The following is an 18,336-nucleotide window of genomic DNA, read 5'->3' on the forward strand; positions in this document are numbered from 1 at the left end:
TGACCGAGCGTTACCGGCCGTTAACAATTCAACGGACGACAGGCTCCGCCTGCATGGTCTCGGGGTTGAAGATGAGTCGCTCGCGGCTGCGCTCGATGTCGGGATCTGGTACGGGAATCGCCGAGAGCAACGCCTTCGTATAGGGATGCTTCGGATTCTCGAAGATCTCCTGCACGTCACCGTGCTCGACGAAATCGCCGAGATACATGACCGCGACGCGATCTGCGATGTGCCGAATGACCGAGAGATCGTGCGCCACGAACAGGTAGGACAGGTCGAGCTTCGCCTTCAGCTCGTCGAGCAGGTTGATGACACCGGCCTGGATCGACACGTCGAGTGCGGAGACCGGCTCATCGAGCACGATGATCTTCGGGTTGGTCGACAGTGCACGGGCGATGCCGATGCGCTGGCGCTGGCCACCCGAGAACGCGCCGGGGAAGCGATCGACGTGTGCCGGGTTGAGTCCTACGAGGTCCATCAGCTCTTTGACGCGACGGTGCACTTCGTCCTTCGGCGTTCCGATGGCACGCAGCGGTTCGGCGATGACGTCCGCGACCGTCATGCGCGGGTCGAGCGCACCCATCGGGTCCTGGAAGACGATCTGGATGTCGCGACGCACCTGTCGCTCGATCTTGCGGCTGGTGATGTCGTTGACACTGGTGCCGTTGATGATGATGTCGCCGTCTTGCTGCTTGACGAGGTCCATGATCTGCAGGAGCGTTGTGGTCTTTCCAGAACCGGACTCACCGACGATGGCCATCGTCTCGCCCTCGCGCACGTCGAACGTGACGTTCTTGACGGCGTGGACTTCGCCGACCCTGCGCTTGATGAAGGCGCCCTTCATGAGCGAGAACGTCTTGTTCAGGTTGCGCACGTCAAGAGTGACAGGGCGCTCCTCACGCGGTGTGCGCGTCAGGACGCTCTCGGGAACCTCGCGGATGGGGTAGACCGGCAGCCCGCCGAGCTGTCCGCCGTCTTCGATCTCGTTTGCACGGATGCAGGCGACCTGGTGCGAGGCTCCGGTACCGGTCGCGACCTCCATGAGGTCGGGCTCACGGGTGCGACAGGCATCGATCACGATCGGGCAGCGATCAGCGAACGGGCAGGCGTCCGGCAGGTTGATCAGCAGGGGAGGGTTTCCCTTGATCGGAACGAGTGGTTCCTTCTCGGCCTTGTCCACGCGCGGGATCGCACCGAGAAGTCCGATCGAGTACGGCATCCGCGTGTGGTGGAAGAGCTCGCCGACAGGGGCATGCTCGATCGGCTTGCCCGCATACATCACCATGACGTCATCGGCCATGCGCGCCACAACGCCCATGTCGTGAGTGATCATGATGGTTGCAGCCCCCGTCTCGTCCTGAGCCTTCTCGATCAGATCGAGGATCTGCGCCTGGATGGTGACATCCAGAGCAGTCGTCGGCTCGTCGGCGATGATGAGCTTCGGGTTGTTCGCCATCGCAATGGCGATCACCACGCGCTGGCGCATGCCGCCGGAGAACTCGTGCGGGAAGCCCTTCATACGCTTCTCCGGTTGGGGGATACCGACCAGACGCAGCAGCTCGACCGAGCGATCCCACGCCTGCTTCTTGGACAGACCGCGGTGCACCGTCAGCGCCTCGATCAGTTGATCGCCGATCGTGAACACCGGGGTCAGCGAGGTCAGCGGATCCTGGAAGATCATCGCGAGGCCATTGCCGCGAATGACGGACATCTGCTTGTCTGTCTTGCCGAGCAGCTCCTGCCCGTCGTACATGATCGAGCCGGTGACCTTGGCGTTCTCATCGAGAAGCCCCATGATCGCAAGCGAGGTGACCGACTTTCCGGAGCCGGATTCACCGACGATGCCGAGCGTCTTGCCGGCTTCCAGATCGAAGGAGACGCCGCGGACGGCATCCACGCGTCCTGCCTCTGAGGCGAAGCTGACCTTGAGGTCGCGGACCGAGATGATGGCGCTCATGCGCGGCCTCCTGCCGCCGAAGTCGGATCGAGGGCATCGCGCAGACCGTCTGAGACCAGGGCCATCGAGACGGTGAGCAGCGTCAGTGCCGCCGCGGGGAAGTAGAACAGCCACGGTGCGCTGGTGATGGTGTTGGCGCCGGTACCGATGAGGGATCCGAGCGAGACATCCGGGATCTTCACGCCGAAGCCGATGAAGGACAGTCCCGTCTCTGCCATGACCGCGCTGACGATTCCCAGCGTGAAGTTGATCACCAGGAGAGAGCCGATGTTGGGCAGCAGATGGCGCATCACGATGCGCATTCCGGAGACGCCCATGTAGCGCGCCGCATGCACGTACTCACGCTCACGCAGTGAAAGGGCCGTTGTCCAGACCACGCGTGCCGGGAAGTACCAGCCGACGACGAACACCATGATCAACGAGATGACCAGCCAGTTTCCGCCTGCGCGGTTCGACATCAGCGAAAGGATGAGGAAGCTGGGGATCACCATCATGAAGTGGATGACGGTGAGGGTGATCTTCTCTGTCCACCCGCCGAAGTAGGCAGCTGCCGTGCCGATGATGGCCGAGAGGATCGTGACGCCGACCGAGACAGTCACGGCGATCATCAGCGAACGTTGGGTGCCGAGCGCCACCTGGGCGAACGTGTCGTTGCCTGCTGCTGTCGTTCCGAACCAGTGGTCGGCGGATGGGCCGGTGCCGAGGTTCAGGAAGTCGAGTTCGATGTGATCGTAACGCCCGATCAGCGGTCCGATGATCGCGAACAACACGAGCAGAACGAAGATCACGATGCCGGCGACGGCGGGCTTGTTGCGCATGAAGCGCCGCGAGTAGAGCGTCCATTTCGACATGGGCTTGCTGGTGGTCTCAGCGAGCACCGAATCGGTGGGGGCGTGCACTGTGGGGTCGATCATGTCGCTCATGGTCAGCTCACCCGCACTCTCGGGTCGAGGGCAACGACCGCGACATCGGAGAGGATCGCCCCGATCGCGGTAAGAAGTCCGGCGAAGGCCGCGGTGGCGACGACGCCGTTGATGTCGCTCTTGTTGATGGTCTCGAGGAAGTACTTGCCCATACCGTTCCAGGCGAAGATGATCTCGGTCAGGATCGCGCCGGTGAACACCCCGGGGATGCTGAAGGCAACCTGGGTCGCGACAGGGATGAGCGAGGTGCGCAGTGCGTGCTTGCGAATGGCCTGCTGCTTGGTGAGGCCCTTGGCGCGAGCGGTGCGCACGTAGTCGGCGTTGATGTTGTCGAGCAGCAGTGAGCGCTGCAGGAAGTGCGTGCCCGCGTATCCGACGATCACCAGCGCGATCGTCGGCAGGGTCAGATGCTGCAACTTGTCTATCAGCACCGGGAAGAAGCCTTCGACACCCTTGCTGGAGGCTCCGGTGACGTAGAAAATGCGGGTGCCGACGAGATTGTTCAGGCCGATCGCGAGCAGCACGATGCCGAGGGCCGCGACGATGATGTTGATGTTCATCGTGATGATCGACGTCGCCTGGCCGATGCGGTCGGCGAGCTTGTACTGGCGCGACGCGGTGTACACACCGAGTGCGATGCCGAGCACGGTCATGAGGACCGTGGCTCCGAGCACGAGCTCGGCGCTGACCCACATGCGGTAGCCGATCTGCTCGTTGACTGATCCTCCGGTGGGGCTCACGCCCCAGTCCCAGCGGAACAGGATCGAGCTGAACCAGTTCCACCACCTCTCCCAGATCGGCACAGTGTCACTGAGGTTGCGTGGTTCGAGGAGGTTGACGATCTGCTCTTCACTGAGCGGAGGTCGTCGACCGACGAAATTGTTCCTCGGGTTGAGGAAGCCCCAGGCGAGGAAGAACGTGATGTTTGTGGCGATCACGATCATCATCAGCCAGCCGAGGGTGCGGCGCAGGAGATACTTGATCAAGATGGTGTCTTTCTCTTTGCAGGCGCGCTCGGGATCGACCGATACGACTGGTACGGAGTCGGGCTGCAGCTGAAACTCAATGTCATCGAGTTGTACAGAGCAACCTCGCGAGACTATCACCGCAATTGCCCGATTGAACATCAGAAGCACGCGAATCGAGCATTGGGAGCCCCTCACGTAGACTGTCGAGGACATGTCACCACGCGCTCTCACTCCGCTCTCGCCTGCCGCGACGCCGCCCTCGCAGATCCGAAACTTCTGCATCATCGCTCACATCGATCACGGCAAGTCGACCCTCGCGGACCGCATGCTCCAGATCACCGGTGTGGTGTCGGATCGCGACATGCGCGCGCAGTACCTCGACCGTATGGATATCGAGCGCGAGCGGGGCATCACGATCAAGAGCCAGGCAGTGCGGATGCCGTGGGCAGGGCAGGACGAGACCTTCGCGCTGAATATGATCGATACGCCCGGTCACGTCGACTTCACCTACGAGGTTTCGCGTTCTCTTGCGGCCTGCGAGGGTGCCATTCTGCTGGTCGACGCAGCGCAGGGCATCGAGGCGCAGACTCTTGCGAACCTCTACCTCGCGCTCGAGAACGATCTGCACATCATCCCGGTGCTGAACAAGATCGACCTCCCTGCCGCAGACCCCGATCGATTCGCCAAGGAGCTTGCCGACCTCATCGGGGGCAAGCCCGAGGACGTACTGCGCGTTTCCGGCAAGACCGGACAGGGCGTAGAAGAGCTGCTCGACCGCATCGTCGCTGACATCCCGGCTCCGGTGGGAAACGCGGATGCTCCGGCCCGAGCCATGATCTTCGACTCGGTGTACGACTCCTACCGAGGCGTTGTCACCTACGTCCGAATGATCGATGGCAACCTCTCGCCGCGAGAGCGGATCCAGATGATGTCGACCAACGCCAACCACGAACTGCTCGAGATCGGCGTATCGAGTCCTGAGCCGATCCCCTCGAAGGGACTCGGTGTTGGCGAGGTCGGCTACCTGATCACCGGCGTGAAGGACGTGCGCCAGTCCAAGGTCGGCGACACGGTCACGACCTCGCGCGCTCCGGCGACCGAAGCCCTGGCCGGCTACACCGACCCGAAGCCGATGGTCTTCTCCGGCGTCTACCCGATCGACGGCAGCGACTACGGTGACCTGCGCGAGGCGCTCGACAAGCTCAAGCTGTCGGATGCGTCGCTGCAGTACGAGCCGGAGACCTCGGTCGCTCTCGGATTCGGATTCCGTTGTGGGTTCCTGGGTCTTCTGCACCTCGAGATCATCACGGAGCGCCTCAGCCGCGAGTTCGGGCTCGATCTGATTACCACCGCTCCCAGCGTGATCTACGAAGTCACCACAGACACCGGTGAGACCGTCGTCGTCACCAACCCGAGCGAGTACCCTGATGGCCGAGTCGCCTCCGTCGCCGAGCCGATGGTGAAGACAGCGATCCTGCTGCCCAAGGACTACGTCGGAACCGTGATGGAGCTATGCCAGTCTCGTCGCGGGGCGCTCCTGGGCATGGAGTACTTCAGTGAAGAGCGCGTCGAGCTCCGTTACATGATGCCGCTGGGTGAGATCGTGTTCGACTTCTTCGATCACCTCAAGTCCAAGACGCAGGGCTACGCGAGCCTCGACTACGAGCCCGCGGGGCAGCAGACCGCAGACCTGGTGAAGGTCGACGTGCTGCTGCAGGGTGACAAGGTCGACGCATTCAGTGCCATCGTCCACCGGGAGAAGGCATATGCATACGGCACGCTCATGACTGAGCGGCTTCGCAAGCTCATCCCTCGTCAGAACTTCGAGGTTCCGATCCAGGCGGCCATCGGTGCCAGGATCATTGCCCGCGAGACGATCCGCGCCCTGCGCAAGGACGTGCTCGCCAAGTGCTACGGCGGTGACATCAGCCGTAAGCGCAAACTGCTCGAGAAGCAGAAGGAGGGCAAGAAGCGCATGAAGATGGTGGGCCGCGTCGAGGTTCCGCAGGAGGCGTTCATCGCTGCGCTCTCCGGCGACGTCGAGACCAAGGACAAGAAGTAACGGACCCCGACGGCGGGATTCCTTCAGGTAACACAAGTAGTCTGGATCTCATGCGGCGCGGGACTTTCCGAGACGGCACGGTGGACTATGCGGCCGTGGGAGCAACCCATGCGCCCGATCTCATGCAGTATCCACCGGAGCGAAGCATCCCGGCTGAGGCGAGCTGGCGCCTGGGCAGCGGCGAGGAGCGCTTCCGCACTGCGGGAGATTCGCTCCTGTCATGGACCGCGCAACGTGCAGCGGGTCTGAGCGTCGAGGATGTGCGCCCTGCATCCGGGCCGGCATACGCCGGTGTGAGCTTTGACGCTGAAGGAAACCCTGTCGCGCCGGTGAAGCGCGAAATCGAGCAGCGATTCGACGCTGAGGGTACCCCGTTCGCGGGCCCCGGGATGACTCTCCGGCTGCACGGACGCGTCGCCGGCATGAGCGCAGACGCGCAGCTGCGCGTGATCTCGGCCACCGAGGACCCGCGGTGTATCAGCCTGGTGCTCGGCACCGTCGATGGCTCTGTAGTCAGCGGCGAGGAGCTGTTCCAGATCGACTGGCATGAGGAGACCGACGAGGTCTGGTTCACGGTGCGAGCGTTCGACGCTCCCAACTCCGTGCTCTACCGCTTCATTCCTGGTCTTGTGAAACGGCGCCGCAAAGAGCTCTTCGCCCGCTACCTGCGTGCGATCTCGCCGCTGTATGCGACGCCGCTCTGATGGCGGGTCCTCTTCCGATCGGTGATCCAGCCCCCGTCGACGGCCGCCTGCCTGCAGACCTGCCTATTGATCTGAACGTGCCGTTCTCGGCATATCTGCATGTGCCGTTCTGCCGCGTCCGCTGCGGATACTGCGACTTCAACACCTATACGTCGGGTGAGCTGCGCGGCGCCCGGCAGGATGAGTACGCCGACACTCTCTTGACGGAGATCTCGCTGGCACGCCGTGTCCTTGCAGAGGCGGGCGCACTGCGTCCGATGGACACGGTCTTCTTCGGCGGGGGGACTCCGACGCTGCTCCCAGCCGGGGACCTCGCGAAGATGCTGGATGCCGCGGTATCCGCCTTCGGAATCGCAGACGGCGCTGAGGTGACCGTAGAAGCGAACCCCGACACCGTGACGCCCGACGTGGTGCGCACCCTGGTGGATGCCGGGGTGACCAGGCTCTCGATCGGAATGCAGTCTGCGGTTCCGCACGTGCTTGCCGCCCTTGACCGCACTCATCAGCCAGAGAACGTGCGCACTGCTGTGGATGCTGCAAAGGATGCTGGACTCGCGGTCAGCGTCGATCTGATCTACGGCGCACCCGGGGAGTCGCTCGCCGATTGGGAAGCTTCGCTCGACGCGGCCATCGCGCTGGACTCCGACCACATCTCCGCCTATGCACTGATCATCGAAGACGGCACGAAGCTCGCGCGGCAGATCCGCCGGGGCGAGGTCGCCACACCGGACGACGATCTCCAGGCAGATATGTACGAGCTCGTCGATGCGCGGCTCGCCGATGCGGGGTTCGACTGGTACGAAGTGAGCAACTGGGCGCGCCCTTCGACGGGCTCAGGGAACGAATCGGACAATCGATCCCGGCACAACCTCGCGTACTGGCGGGGGAACGACTGGTGGGGCTTCGGCCCCGGCGCCCACAGCCACGTCGCAGGACTGCGCTGGTGGAATGTGAAGCATCCGGCGGCGTACGCGCAGCGGCTCGCGGCATCCGAATCTCCCGCGGCAGGAACCGAGCGCCCCGATCGGCGATCGCATCTTCTCGAACGCGTGCTTCTGGAAACAAGGCTTTCAGATGGCATGGCCATCTCCGACCTCCCAGAGGGCAACCGGGCGGGTGTGGCAGGACTCATCGCTGATGGTCTCGTCGACGCGGCAAGCGCTTTCGCTGGCCGGATCCGGCTGACTCTCAAGGGCCGTCTGCTCGCCGATGCCGTTGTACGCGAGCTGACTGACTAGCCGAACGGGTAGAATTGGCACTCTTAGCGTGTGAGTGCCAGCAGAGAGGAGCGCATGATGGTCAGTGAACGTGGACTTCAGGTGCTCCGTGCGATCGTGCAGGACTATGTCGAGACCCATGAGCCCGTCGGCAGCAGATCGATCGTTGATCGTCACTCTTTCGGAGTCTCGGCGGCGACGATCCGCAATGACATGGCACTCCTCGAAGATGAAGAGCTCATCGCTGCACCGCACACGTCATCGGGTCGAGTCCCCACCGACAAGGGCTACCGCGTCTTCGTCAACCACCTCGCCCAGCTGCGTCCGCTTTCGGGCGCCCAGCGCGGTGCGATCGAGTCGTTCCTGACGGAGCCTGCCGATCTCGATGACCTGATGGCTCGCACCGTGCGGGTGCTCACTCAGCTCACCGGCCAGGTCGCACTCGCGCAGTACCCCTCTTTCGCCCGCGCCCACCTGACGCACATCGAACTGGTGCCGCTTGCACCCAATCGGCTTCTCGTCGTGCTCGTCACCGATGCCGGCGGCGTATCGCAACGGATCGCCGGACTGCCCGTCGATCTCGACGATTCCGACGTCGCAGTGCTGCGCGCACGGCTTTCCGCGCTGCTCACCGGACAGACGGTTCGCGAGGCGACGGACAGGGTGCAGACGCTCCTCAGCGACAGCACGGGGGCGAACACCGACAAGGCGCTCCAGCAGCTGGCCGTCATCATCGGCGAAGAGCTGGCGGAGTTCCGTCAGGAGAAGCTGGTCATGGCAGGGGCTGCGACTCTCGCTCGTCGTGAACAGGACTTCCGCGGCAGCATTCACCCACTCCTCGAGGCGATCGAGGAACAGGTGACGCTGCTGCGTCTTATGAGCGAGATGGTGCCAGACGAACACGGCCTCGCAGCCAGCATCGGCGCAGAGAACGAGCCGTTCGGGCTTCCGGAGGCATCGATCGTGGCGAGCAACTACCTGGCACCGGGTGGAACGGCGCGCGTCGGCGTCATGGGGCCGACGCGGATGGACTATCCGAGCAATCTCGCGGCGGCACGGGCGGTAGCCCGCTATCTGTCGCGGCTGCTCGACGAAGACGAAGCGGGCCGCTGAGCGGCGCGCGACAACAGCACGCAGACGCAGGAAGGTGATTGTGGCGGACCACTATGAGGTTCTCGGAGTGTCACGGGACGCATCGACGGACGAGATCAAGAAGGCGTACCGAAAGCTGGCACGTCAGCTGCACCCCGATGTGAACCCGGGGGAGGATGCGGCCGAGCGGTTCAAGCTCGTCACGCATGCCTATGACGTACTCAGCGACGACGATTCCCGGCGACGCTACGACATGGGCGGCGGAGACAGCGCAAGCGGCGGCGACTTCGGCGGGTTCGGTGGCTTCGGCGACATCTTCGAGACCTTCTTCGGAGCATCGCAGGGCGGCGGCCGCGGTGGTCGCCCCCGCTCACGCAAAGAACGCGGCCAAGACGCGCTCGTGCGTGTCACCCTCGATCTCGGCGACGTCATCTTCGGCGCGCACCGTGACATCGAGGTCGACACCGCCGTGCTCTGCGAGACCTGCCAGGGTTCGTGCACGCAACCGGGTACGCAGCCTGTCACGTGCGACATCTGCCATGGCACCGGCCACGTGCAGCGCCAGGTGCGGAGCCTGCTCGGCAATGTCGTGACCTCTGCGCCGTGCGGAAGCTGCCAGGGCTACGGCACAGTCATCCCGCACCCGTGCGGAACGTGCAGCGGACAGGGGCGCGTGCGCTCGCGTCGGACTGTTGCACTGGACATTCCGGCCGGCGTCGAGACGGGACTGCGTCTGCAGCTGCCCGGATCGGGCGAGGTCGGTCAGGCCGGTGGCCCGAACGGCGACCTGTACATCGAGGTCACGGTCTCTCCTCACGCGGCGTTCAGCCGCGACGGCGACGATCTGCTGGCAACGCTCGAGGTGTCGATGGCCGATGCCATCCTCGGCACCGAGACCTCGATCGACGGACTCGACGGCAAGGTCGATCTGGAGATCCGACCCGGCGTGCAGTCCGGCGACGTACTGACCATCAAGGGTCGCGGGATCACTCCTCTGCGGGGCAACCAGCGCGGAGATCTTCGCGTGGGGGTGCAGGTCGTGACGCCCACGAAGCTCGACTCCGCGCAGCGCGCGCTCATCGAGGACTTCGCCAAGAAGCAGAAGTCGCCTGATCCGCAGCTGGCGCAGTTCCAGCAGGGGCTGTTCTCCAAGCTGCGCGACCGATTCCGGCACTGATATGGCACTGCACTTTCTCGTAGACGGATCGTCCGATGCCGGCATCGGCGATACCGTCTCGCTATCGGGTGCGGAGGCCAAGCACGCAGCCGTGGTCCGCCGCGTGCGCGTGGGCGAGTCGGTGACCATCGGAGACGGCCGCGGCAGATGGCTCGAGGGCACGGTGCGGGATGTGTCGGCATCCCGCGTGGATGTCACCATCACCGCGCGTGCCGTTGTGGATGCTCCGGCCGTGCGCCTCATCCTCGTGCAGGCGCTTGCCAAGGGCGATCGTGACGAGCTCGCCGTGCAGGCGGCCTGCGAACTCGGGGTCGATGAGGTGATTCCGTGGCAGGCCTCGCGCAGCATTTCGCGCTGGGAGGGCTCGAAAGCCGCCAAGGGCCGAGAGCGCTGGGCGACGATCGTGCGCGAGGCGGCGAAGCAGGCGCATCGTTCGTGGGTGCCGGGCGTCACCGAGCCGCTCACGACAGGGCAGCTGGCAGAGTTCGCAGGACAAACCAGGATGCTCGTGCTCGATCCGACCGCGACGGTACGGCTCTCGGAGATCACCGTCGCCCCCGACGCGCAGCAGGACATCGTTCTCGTCGTGGGGCCAGAGGGCGGGATCAGCCCTGAGGAGCTCACGAAGCTGGGAGTAGCCGGCGCTGAGCGCGTGCGTCTGGGAGAAACGGTGCTTCGCACCTCCACAGCCGGGCCCGCCGCGATCGCCGTGCTGTCGGTGGCTCTGGGCCGCTGGTGAGGGCGCCGCATAGAATGAGCACATGAGCGAACCATCGATCTTCACGCGCATCCTCAGTGGAGAGATTCCCGGGGACATCGTGGTCGAGACCGAAAAGGTCTTCGCGATCCGCGACATCAACCCGCAGGCTCCGCTGCACATGCTCGTCATTCCGAAGACTGAGCAGTATCGCGATGTGACGGAGCTCGCCGCAGGCGACCCCGCGCTCTTGGCCGACATGGTCGCCGTCGCGAAGCAGATCGCCGACGAGCACGCGAACGGCGAGTATCGTCTGATCTTCAACAACGGACCCAGCGCCGCGCAGTCCGTCTTCCACGTGCACGCTCACGTGCTCGGCAATTTCGAGGAGAACAAGCTCGTTGGCTTCTGACGAATCGAACACCCCGCCTGTGGCAGAGCGCATCTACGCCGACGGCGTCGCCATGGTGCAACTGCTCGGCCCACAGGACCGGCTGCTCCGCATGCTCGAGAAGCAGCATCCGGATGTCGAGGTTCATGTGCGCGGCAACGAGATCACACTCAGCGGAGAACCGGGCCCCGTCGCGGCGGCGAAGGCTCTGGTCAATGAGCTGATCACGATCACCCGCGAGGGTGCAGACCTCGTTCCTTCTGACGTCGAGACATCGGCCAGGCTCATGCGCAACGAGACGGGGCCGCGTCCGAGCGAGGTGCTCGGTGAGGCCATTCTCTCCACGCGCGGCAAGGTCATCCGTCCGAAAACGGCGGGCCAGAAGGAGTACGTCGACGCGATCGAAGAGAACACGATCGTATTCGGAATCGGTCCCGCAGGAACCGGCAAGACTTACCTTGCGATGGCGAAGGCCGTCCAGGCCCTGCAGCGCAAAGAAGTCACTCGCATCATCCTCACCCGTCCCGCGGTGGAGGCAGGCGAACGGCTCGGCTTCCTGCCAGGCACACTGACCGACAAGATCGATCCGTACCTGCGTCCGTTGTACGACGCGCTGAACGAGATGATGGACCCGGAGATCGTGCCTCGCCTGATGGCGACGGGAACGATCGAGGTCGCCCCGCTCGCATACATGCGCGGACGCACCCTCAACGACTCGTTCGTCGTGCTCGACGAAGCACAGAACACCACGCCCGAGCAGATGAAGATGTTCCTGACGCGCCTCGGGTTCGGCACGAAGATGGTCGTCACCGGCGACATCACGCAGGTCGATCTTCCGCAGGGAGCATCCGGCCTGCGCCTTGTCACACGGGTGCTCGACGAGATCGATGACATCCATTTCAGCAGGCTCACCAGTGACGATGTCGTGCGCCACTCGCTCGTCGGTCGAATCGTCGACGCGTACAGCGAGTATGACGAGCAGCGCACCGCGGCACGGCATGAACGTGAGCAGGCGCATGAATTCGCCAATCGCGCAGATCGGCGCGCGACCCCGCGCCCCGGCCCCCGCGATCGCCAGCCCAGACGAGGACACTCATCATGATCGAGATCAACAACGAGTCGGCCATCGAGGTCGATGAGACGGTTCTGCAGCGCCTCACCGATTTCAACCTCGCGCAGCTGCACGTCAGTGCGGATGCTGAGGTCGCGATCGTCCTCGTCGACGAGGGTGCCATGGAGGCTCTGCACGTTCAGTGGATGGACGAACCCGGCCCCACAGATGTGCTGAGCTTCCCGATGGACGAGCTGCGCCCAGGCACGGAGGACCGGCCGACGGCTCCTGGCCTTCTCGGCGACATCGTGCTGTGCCCGCAGGTTGCGGAAGCCCAGGCCCAGACAGCCGGCCACACGCTGATGGATGAACTCATCCTTCTCACGACTCACGGGCTTCTGCACCTGCTCGGGTTCGACCATGCTGAGCCCGACGAGGAGCGTGAGATGTTCGGTCTGCAGAAGGAGCTCATTGCGGGTTTCGCGCGCGCTGAACGCAGCCGATGACCGAGATCCTCTTCTTGATCGCCGCTGTGCTGCTCGTGGCGTTCGGCGGTCTCATGGCCGCCATAGATGCGGCATACGGGGTGACCTCTCGCGCCGATCTCGATGAGATGGCACTCGAAGGACGCCACTCTGTCGCGCTCAGTCGCATCGCGGACGACCTCGACGCGCACGTGAACGCTGTCTCCTTCATCCGAGTGCTCGTCGAAGTGACCGCGGCGGTGCTCGTGACCGCGGCGTTCACGATCATGTTCGAGAACGTGTGGTGGGCGATGCTCGCCGCTGCGGTACTGATGACGGGAATCACGTTCGTCCTCGTCGGTGCCAGCCCCCGGACTTTCGGACGGCAGCGTTCGGAGACGATGATTCGCAGGACGGCGTCGATCATCCGCAGTCTTCGGGTCATTCTCGGGCCGGTGGCCCAGGGGCTCGTGGTGCTGAGTGACAAGGTGACTCCTGGCGCCGGCCGCAGCTCGTTCACGAGCGAGGATCAGCTGCTGAGCATGGTCGATGAGGCAGCATCCAACGACCTCATCGAAGAAGACGATCGCGACCTCATTCACTCGGTCTTCGATTTCACAGACCAGTTCGTGCGCGCCGTCATGGTGCCCCGCACCGACCTGGTCACCGTGGATGCCGCGGCCACCACCGATGAGGCGATGTCGCTGTTCCTGCAGCGTGGGGTGTCGCGGATGCCGGTGGTCGATGACGACGCGGATGATGTGGTGGGCGTCCTCTACCTTAAGGATCTCGTCCAGTTCGCTTATCGCGATGACACCGCATGGCGGACGGCGTCTATTCGCCCGATCGCCAGGCCAGCAACGTTCGTGCCGGAATCCATGCGCGCGGAGACCCTGCTTCAGCAGATGAAGCGCGACGCCGTGCACGTCTGCCTCGTCATCGACGAACACGGTGGCATCTCCGGTCTCGTCACCCTCGAGGATCTCATCGAAGAGCTGGTCGGTGAGATCTCCGACGAGTATGATCGCGCGGCGGCAGAGATCGTGGAGCTCGGCCCGAACCAGTACCGCGTCAGCGCGAGACTGTCGCTGGACGATGTCGGCGATCTGTTCGGCATCGAGCTCGAGGATGAAGACGTCGACTCCATCGGCGGTCTTCTGGGCAAGGCAGTGGACCAGGTTCCGCAGCCGGGCGTCACCGCGACCATCGATGGACTCGTACTGACCGGAGGCGCATCGCGCGGTCGAGGACGCGGCATCGCAACAGTTTTTGTGGAGCGGGCTGCCGCACCAGCAGAGGAGACAGAAGATGACTGAGAACACCCGAAGCGGGTTCGTGACGTTCGTCGGACGCCCCAACGTCGGCAAGTCCACGCTGACGAACGCGCTCGTCGGCGAGAAGATCGCGATCACCAGTGAGAAGCCGCAGACGACCAGACGCGCGATCCGCGGCATCCTGAATCGCCCAGCCGGTCAGCTCGTGATCGTGGACACGCCTGGTATCCACAAGCCTCGGACACTGCTCGGCGAACGGCTCAACGATCTCGTCGAGCAGGTGCTGGGAGATGTCGATGTGATCGGCTTCTGCGTGCCGGCAACCGAGAAGGTCGGTCCCGGCGACCGTCGCATTGCCGCGTCGCTGGATGGATACTCCCGCGCCAAGAAGATCGCGATCGTTACCAAGACTGACGTCGCCACGCGCGACCAGATCACCGAGCGACTCTTGGAGGTCGATTCACTGCGGGAGGACTGGGCCGCAGTCATTCCGCTCTCAGCGCTCACACGCGAGCAGCTCGACGTTCTCACCGACGAGATGCTGGTGCTCATGCCGGAAGGGCCAGCGCTGTATCCGGAGGGCGTCGTGACCGACGAGTCCGTCGAAGATCGCATCGCCGAGATGATTCGCGAAGCAGCGCTCGAGGGCGTGCGCGATGAACTGCCGCACTCCATCGCCGTGATCGTTGATGATATCGCCCCGCGAGAGGGCACTGACCTCACCGACGTGCACGCTCAGATCGTCGTCGAGCGCGACAGCCAGAAAGCGATCATCATCGGACGAAAGGGCTCGCGCCTCGCGGATGTCGGAAAGCGCGCGCGTGTCGGGATCGAAGAGCTTCTCGGCACCAGGGTCTTCCTCGGTCTGCACGTGAAGGTCGCCAAGGAGTGGCAGCGCGACCCCAAGCAGCTCGGCCGGCTCGGGTTCTGAGACAGAGGCGCCGCAATGGCGAAGCACTGGATCGCAACAGAGCCGGGCACCCCGGACAGCTGGGTATTCGTCGAGTACGAAGTGCCGGCGCCGGGTCCTGGTGAGATCACCGTTCGGGTGCGGGCGGCGGGGATGAATCCGGCTGATCGCAAGCACCTCGCACGCCAGGGCGTGGAGTTCCCCGTGGCGATCGGCTACGAGGTCTCCGGCGAGATCGTCGCCATCGGCGCAGACACCGTCATCGGATCGGGACCGGCTGAGATCGGTGAAGAGGTGGTCGCGTTCCGCGTCAGCGGCGGCTACTCCACAGAGGTCACGATTCCTGCGGAGAAGGCCTTCGCCAAACCGACCACGCTCACGCACGCGGCTGCGGCGAACCTGCTCCTGGTCGGCACGACCGCTGCCGAGATGCTCGCCGCCGTCGATGCGAAGGCAGGGGATACCGTACTCCTCCACGGTGCATCGGGCGCGGTCGGCGTGAGCGTGCTGCAGCAGGCGGCGCGCCAGGGCATCTGCGTGGTCGGCACTGCCAGCGAAGCGCGCTTCGATGACGTGCGGCGCTTCGGCGGCATCCCCATCGCGTACGGCGACGGCCTCGCTTCGCGCGCTCGGGATGCGGCGGGTGCACACTTCAGCGCGGCCCTCGATGCCGCGGGAACCGATGAAGCAGTCGATGCCTCGCTCGAGCTCGTCGCCGACCGCAGTCGCATCGTCACGATCGTGACGCCGACGCGCGCGGAACGCGACGGGTTCCGTTGGATCGTCGGGGCGCTCCCTGAGAGCACGCGCTTCCGCGACAGCATCCGTGGTGATCTCGTCGATTCGGCCGAGCAGGGACTGCTGGAGGTTCCCGTCGCACGCACCTATCCGCTCGCAGATGCGGTCGAGGCCACCCGCTTCCTGGCGGAGGGGCACCCCGGCGGGAAGATCGCGCTCATCCCTTGATCCGAGCAGGCGGTTTGGTGAATGTCTGGCGCGGGGGAGTACTATCGGAGCATGCCATTCGGCGGTCTGCTTCTTCTTAGTAGCCGCGACGAGTCCTAAAGCCAGGGCCTTCCTCGTCGCGGCGCTTGTGTTGGCCCGATAAATCTGACGAAGAGAAGAAGCCCACCATGCAGAACTCCCAGCGCCCGTCCTCGATGCCGATCCACAAGTATCGGCCCTTCCACGAGCAGATCTCGGTCGATCTCCCGGACCGCACGTGGCCGTCCAAGCGCATCACTGAAGCACCCCGCTGGTGCGCCGTCGACCTTCGCGATGGCAACCAGGCACTCATCGACCCGATGTCGCCTGAGCGCAAGCGCGTCATGTTCGAGCTGCTCGTCAGCATGGGCTACAAGGAGATCGAGGTCGGATTCCCCTCGGCCAGCCAGACGGACTTCGATTTCGTCCGTCAGCTGATCGAAGAGAACCTCATTCCTGATGACGTCACGATCCAGGTGCTGACCCAGGCGCGCGAACACCTGATCGAGCGCACGTATGAGTCGATCAGGGGTGCGAAGCAGGCGATCGTGCACCTGTACAACTCCACCAGCGTGCTGCAGCGCGAGGTGGTGTTCCGCTCTGACAAGCAAGGCATCATCGATATCGCGCTCGAGGGTGCACGTCTGTGCAAGAAGTACGAGAAGACGGTGCCAGACACCGAGGTGTACTACGAGTACTCGCCCGAGTCGTACACCGGCACCGAGCTGGAATACGCGCTCGAGGTGTGCAACCAGGTCATCGAGATCTTCGAGCCGACGCCCGACCGCAAGGTCATCATCAACCTGCCGGCCACCGTCGAGATGGCGACGCCGAACGTGTACGCGGACTCGATCGAGTGGATGAGCCGGCGCCTGGCGCACCGCGAGAACGTCATCCTGTCGCTGCACCCGCACAACGACCGTGGCACGGCTGTCGCCGCCGCCGAACTCGGCTACATGGCAGGCGCTGACCGCATCGAAGGATGCCTCTTCGGAAACGGCGAGCGCACCGGAAACGTCGACCTCGTGGCCCTGGGCATCAACATGTTCACGCAGGGCATCGACCCGCAGATCGACTTCAGTGACATCGATCAGGTCAAGCGCACGGTCGAGTACTGCAACCAGTTGCCGGTGCCTGAGCGCAGCCCGTGGGCCGGCGACCTCGTCTTCACCGCGTTCAGCGGATCGCACCAGGACGCCATCAAGAAGGGCTTCGAGGCGATGGCTGCCCGCGCCGAGGCGGAGGGCAAGACCGTCGACGAGATCGAGTGGGCGGTTCCGTACCTGCCCATCGACCCCAAGGACCTTGGCCGCTCGTATGAAGCGGTCATCCGTGTGAATTCGCAGTCGGGCAAGGGCGGCGTCGCGTACCTGCTGAAGACCGACCACGCGATCGATCTGCCGCGCAAGCTCCAGATCGAGTTTTCGGGTGTCGTGCAGTCGATGACCGATGCCGAGGGCGGCGAGGTCACCAGCGACCAGATCTGGTCGATCTTCAATGACGAGTACCTGCCAGCCGAAGCCGACGACGCGAAGTGGGGCCGGTACGAGCTGCTGGGCACGCAGACGCGCAGCGACATGTCGGGAGAAGTCGTGCTCGATGTGACGCTCCGCGACGGCGACGGAGAGCATGACGTCACCGCACAGGGCAACGGTCCTGTCGCCGCCTTCGTCGAGGTGCTGCGCGGCCAGGGCTTCGACATCACCGTCTACGACTACGTCGAGCACGCTCTCAGCGCCGGCGGCGACGCGCAGGCGGCGGCCTATGTCGAGCTGCAGGTCGACGACCAGCGTCTGTGGGGCGTCGGCGTCGATGGAGATATCTCGACCGCATCGCTTAAGGCGATCGTCTCCGGAGTCAACCGCGCGATCCGCACGCGGGATCTGCAGCTCGCGACGGTCTGACAGCTGACGCAGCAACGCCCCCTCGGTCATCGGCCGAGGGGGCGTTGCTCATCTCGGCATCAGCCCCTGCGGCGGGAGCCACCGCTCAGGCATCGTGGCGTAGCCATGCTGTCGCCACCCCTCGTAGGCCGCAACGGCTGCGGAGTTCGAGAGATTCAGCGACCGGATCTGGTCCAGCATCGGGATGCGCACCGCATCGGTGATGCGCGCGTCGTTCAGCACCTCGTCGGGGAGTCCCGTCGTCTCGGTGCCGAACAGCAGCGTGTCGCCCTGCTCATACGAAACGTCGGAGAACGAACGTTCAGCCCGGCCGGTGAACGCGAAAAGGCGCCCGGTGCCGTGCACAGTGACGAAGTCGACCGCGGTATCGAAGTCGGGGTGCACGTAGACCCTGGCAAGGTCGTGGTAGTCGAGCCCGGCGCGGCGCAGGTGCGCGTTGCTGAGGTCGAAGCCGAGAGGCTCCACCAGATGCAGGGCTGCGCCGGTTGCGGCGACCATGCGGATGGCATTGCCGGTGTTGGGCGGAATCAGGGGATTGTGAAACATCACGTGGAACACCCT

At 64.3% G+C, this 18,336-nt stretch carries 17 protein-coding genes; 13 read left to right on the plus strand and 4 right to left on the minus strand.

Annotated elements, in window-relative coordinates:
- Positions 1–28 precede the first annotated feature (28 nt).
- Genes ACTU6V_RS11560 through ACTU6V_RS11570 form a run of 3 tightly spaced genes read right to left on the minus strand, consistent with a single transcriptional unit; the run spans position 29 to position 3,866 of the window.
- The gene (locus ACTU6V_RS11560; RefSeq protein ID WP_443469332.1) at positions 29–1,957 is read right to left on the minus strand and encodes an ABC transporter ATP-binding protein; all 1,929 of its coding nucleotides are present in this window, start codon (positions 1,955–1,957) and stop codon (positions 29–31) included.
- The gene (locus ACTU6V_RS11565; protein WP_443469331.1) at positions 1,954–2,880 is read right to left on the minus strand and encodes an ABC transporter permease; all 927 of its coding nucleotides are present in this window, start codon (positions 2,878–2,880) and stop codon (positions 1,954–1,956) included. Before ACTU6V_RS11565 ends, ACTU6V_RS11560 begins: the two co-directional genes overlap by 4 nt.
- 2 nt (positions 2,881–2,882) lie before the next feature.
- Positions 2,883–3,866: an ABC transporter permease gene (locus ACTU6V_RS11570; protein WP_443469330.1), complete on the minus strand. Its 984-nt coding sequence runs from the start codon at positions 3,864–3,866 to the stop codon at positions 2,883–2,885.
- A gap of 193 nt (positions 3,867–4,059) precedes the next feature.
- Here ACTU6V_RS11570 and lepA point away from each other — a divergent pair, with 193 nt between their 5' ends.
- The 13 genes from lepA to leuA all read left to right on the plus strand — a co-directional run bounded on the left by lepA (position 4,060) and on the right by leuA (position 17,775).
- A complete protein-coding gene (gene lepA, locus ACTU6V_RS11575) occupies positions 4,060–5,910 on the plus strand; it encodes a translation elongation factor 4 (protein WP_443469329.1) in 1,851 nt (616 codons plus the stop codon).
- A 50-nt stretch (positions 5,911–5,960) separates the two neighbouring features.
- Entirely contained in the window at positions 5,961–6,614 is a 654-nt protein-coding gene (locus tag ACTU6V_RS11580; RefSeq protein WP_443469328.1) for a DUF1990 domain-containing protein, read from the plus strand.
- Positions 6,614–7,852, plus strand: coding sequence for a radical SAM family heme chaperone HemW (gene hemW, locus ACTU6V_RS11585; protein ID WP_443469327.1), 1,239 nt, complete (start codon positions 6,614–6,616; stop codon positions 7,850–7,852). Before ACTU6V_RS11580 ends, hemW begins: the two co-directional genes overlap by 1 nt.
- A gap of 57 nt (positions 7,853–7,909) precedes the next feature.
- The gene (gene hrcA / locus ACTU6V_RS11590; RefSeq protein ID WP_443469326.1) at positions 7,910–8,944 is read left to right on the plus strand and encodes a heat-inducible transcriptional repressor HrcA; all 1,035 of its coding nucleotides are present in this window, start codon (positions 7,910–7,912) and stop codon (positions 8,942–8,944) included.
- Positions 8,945–8,984: 40 nt separating this feature from the next.
- Positions 8,985–10,100: a molecular chaperone DnaJ gene (dnaJ, locus tag ACTU6V_RS11595; protein ID WP_443469325.1), complete on the plus strand. Its 1,116-nt coding sequence runs from the start codon at positions 8,985–8,987 to the stop codon at positions 10,098–10,100.
- A gap of 1 nt (position 10,101) precedes the next feature.
- Entirely contained in the window at positions 10,102–10,839 is a 738-nt protein-coding gene (locus ACTU6V_RS11600) for a 16S rRNA (uracil(1498)-N(3))-methyltransferase (RefSeq protein ID WP_443475654.1), read from the plus strand.
- A 22-nt stretch (positions 10,840–10,861) separates the two neighbouring features.
- Positions 10,862–11,209, plus strand: coding sequence for an HIT domain-containing protein (locus ACTU6V_RS11605; protein WP_443475655.1), 348 nt, complete (start codon positions 10,862–10,864; stop codon positions 11,207–11,209).
- Between the two features lie 52 nt (positions 11,210–11,261).
- Entirely contained in the window at positions 11,262–12,290 is a 1,029-nt protein-coding gene (locus ACTU6V_RS11610; RefSeq protein WP_443475731.1) for a PhoH family protein, read from the plus strand.
- A complete protein-coding gene (ybeY, locus tag ACTU6V_RS11615) occupies positions 12,284–12,745 on the plus strand; it encodes an rRNA maturation RNase YbeY (protein WP_417511696.1) in 462 nt (153 codons plus the stop codon). Before ACTU6V_RS11610 ends, ybeY begins: the two co-directional genes overlap by 7 nt.
- Entirely contained in the window at positions 12,742–14,019 is a 1,278-nt protein-coding gene (locus ACTU6V_RS11620) for a hemolysin family protein (RefSeq protein WP_443475656.1), read from the plus strand. Before ybeY ends, ACTU6V_RS11620 begins: the two co-directional genes overlap by 4 nt.
- Positions 14,012–14,908, plus strand: coding sequence for a GTPase Era (era, locus tag ACTU6V_RS11625; protein WP_443469321.1), 897 nt, complete (start codon positions 14,012–14,014; stop codon positions 14,906–14,908). The genes ACTU6V_RS11620 and era overlap by 8 nt, the downstream gene beginning before the upstream one ends.
- A gap of 15 nt (positions 14,909–14,923) precedes the next feature.
- The gene (locus tag ACTU6V_RS11630) at positions 14,924–15,853 is read left to right on the plus strand and encodes an NADP-dependent oxidoreductase (protein ID WP_443469320.1); all 930 of its coding nucleotides are present in this window, start codon (positions 14,924–14,926) and stop codon (positions 15,851–15,853) included.
- A gap of 167 nt (positions 15,854–16,020) precedes the next feature.
- Positions 16,021–17,775 (plus strand): 2-isopropylmalate synthase, encoded by a 1,755-nt coding sequence (gene leuA / locus ACTU6V_RS11635; protein ID WP_443475657.1) that lies wholly within the window; start codon positions 16,021–16,023, stop codon positions 17,773–17,775.
- A gap of 48 nt (positions 17,776–17,823) precedes the next feature.
- On the opposite strand, the gene ACTU6V_RS11640 is transcribed toward leuA, so the two are convergent.
- The gene (locus tag ACTU6V_RS11640; protein WP_443469318.1) at positions 17,824–18,333 is read right to left on the minus strand and encodes a tRNA (cytidine(34)-2'-O)-methyltransferase; all 510 of its coding nucleotides are present in this window, start codon (positions 18,331–18,333) and stop codon (positions 17,824–17,826) included.
- Between the last annotated feature and the right edge of the window lie 3 nt (positions 18,334–18,336).

The organism is Microbacterium zouquanmingi, from assembly GCF_052266675.1.
GTDB lineage: Bacteria > Actinomycetota > Actinomycetes > Actinomycetales > Microbacteriaceae > Microbacterium.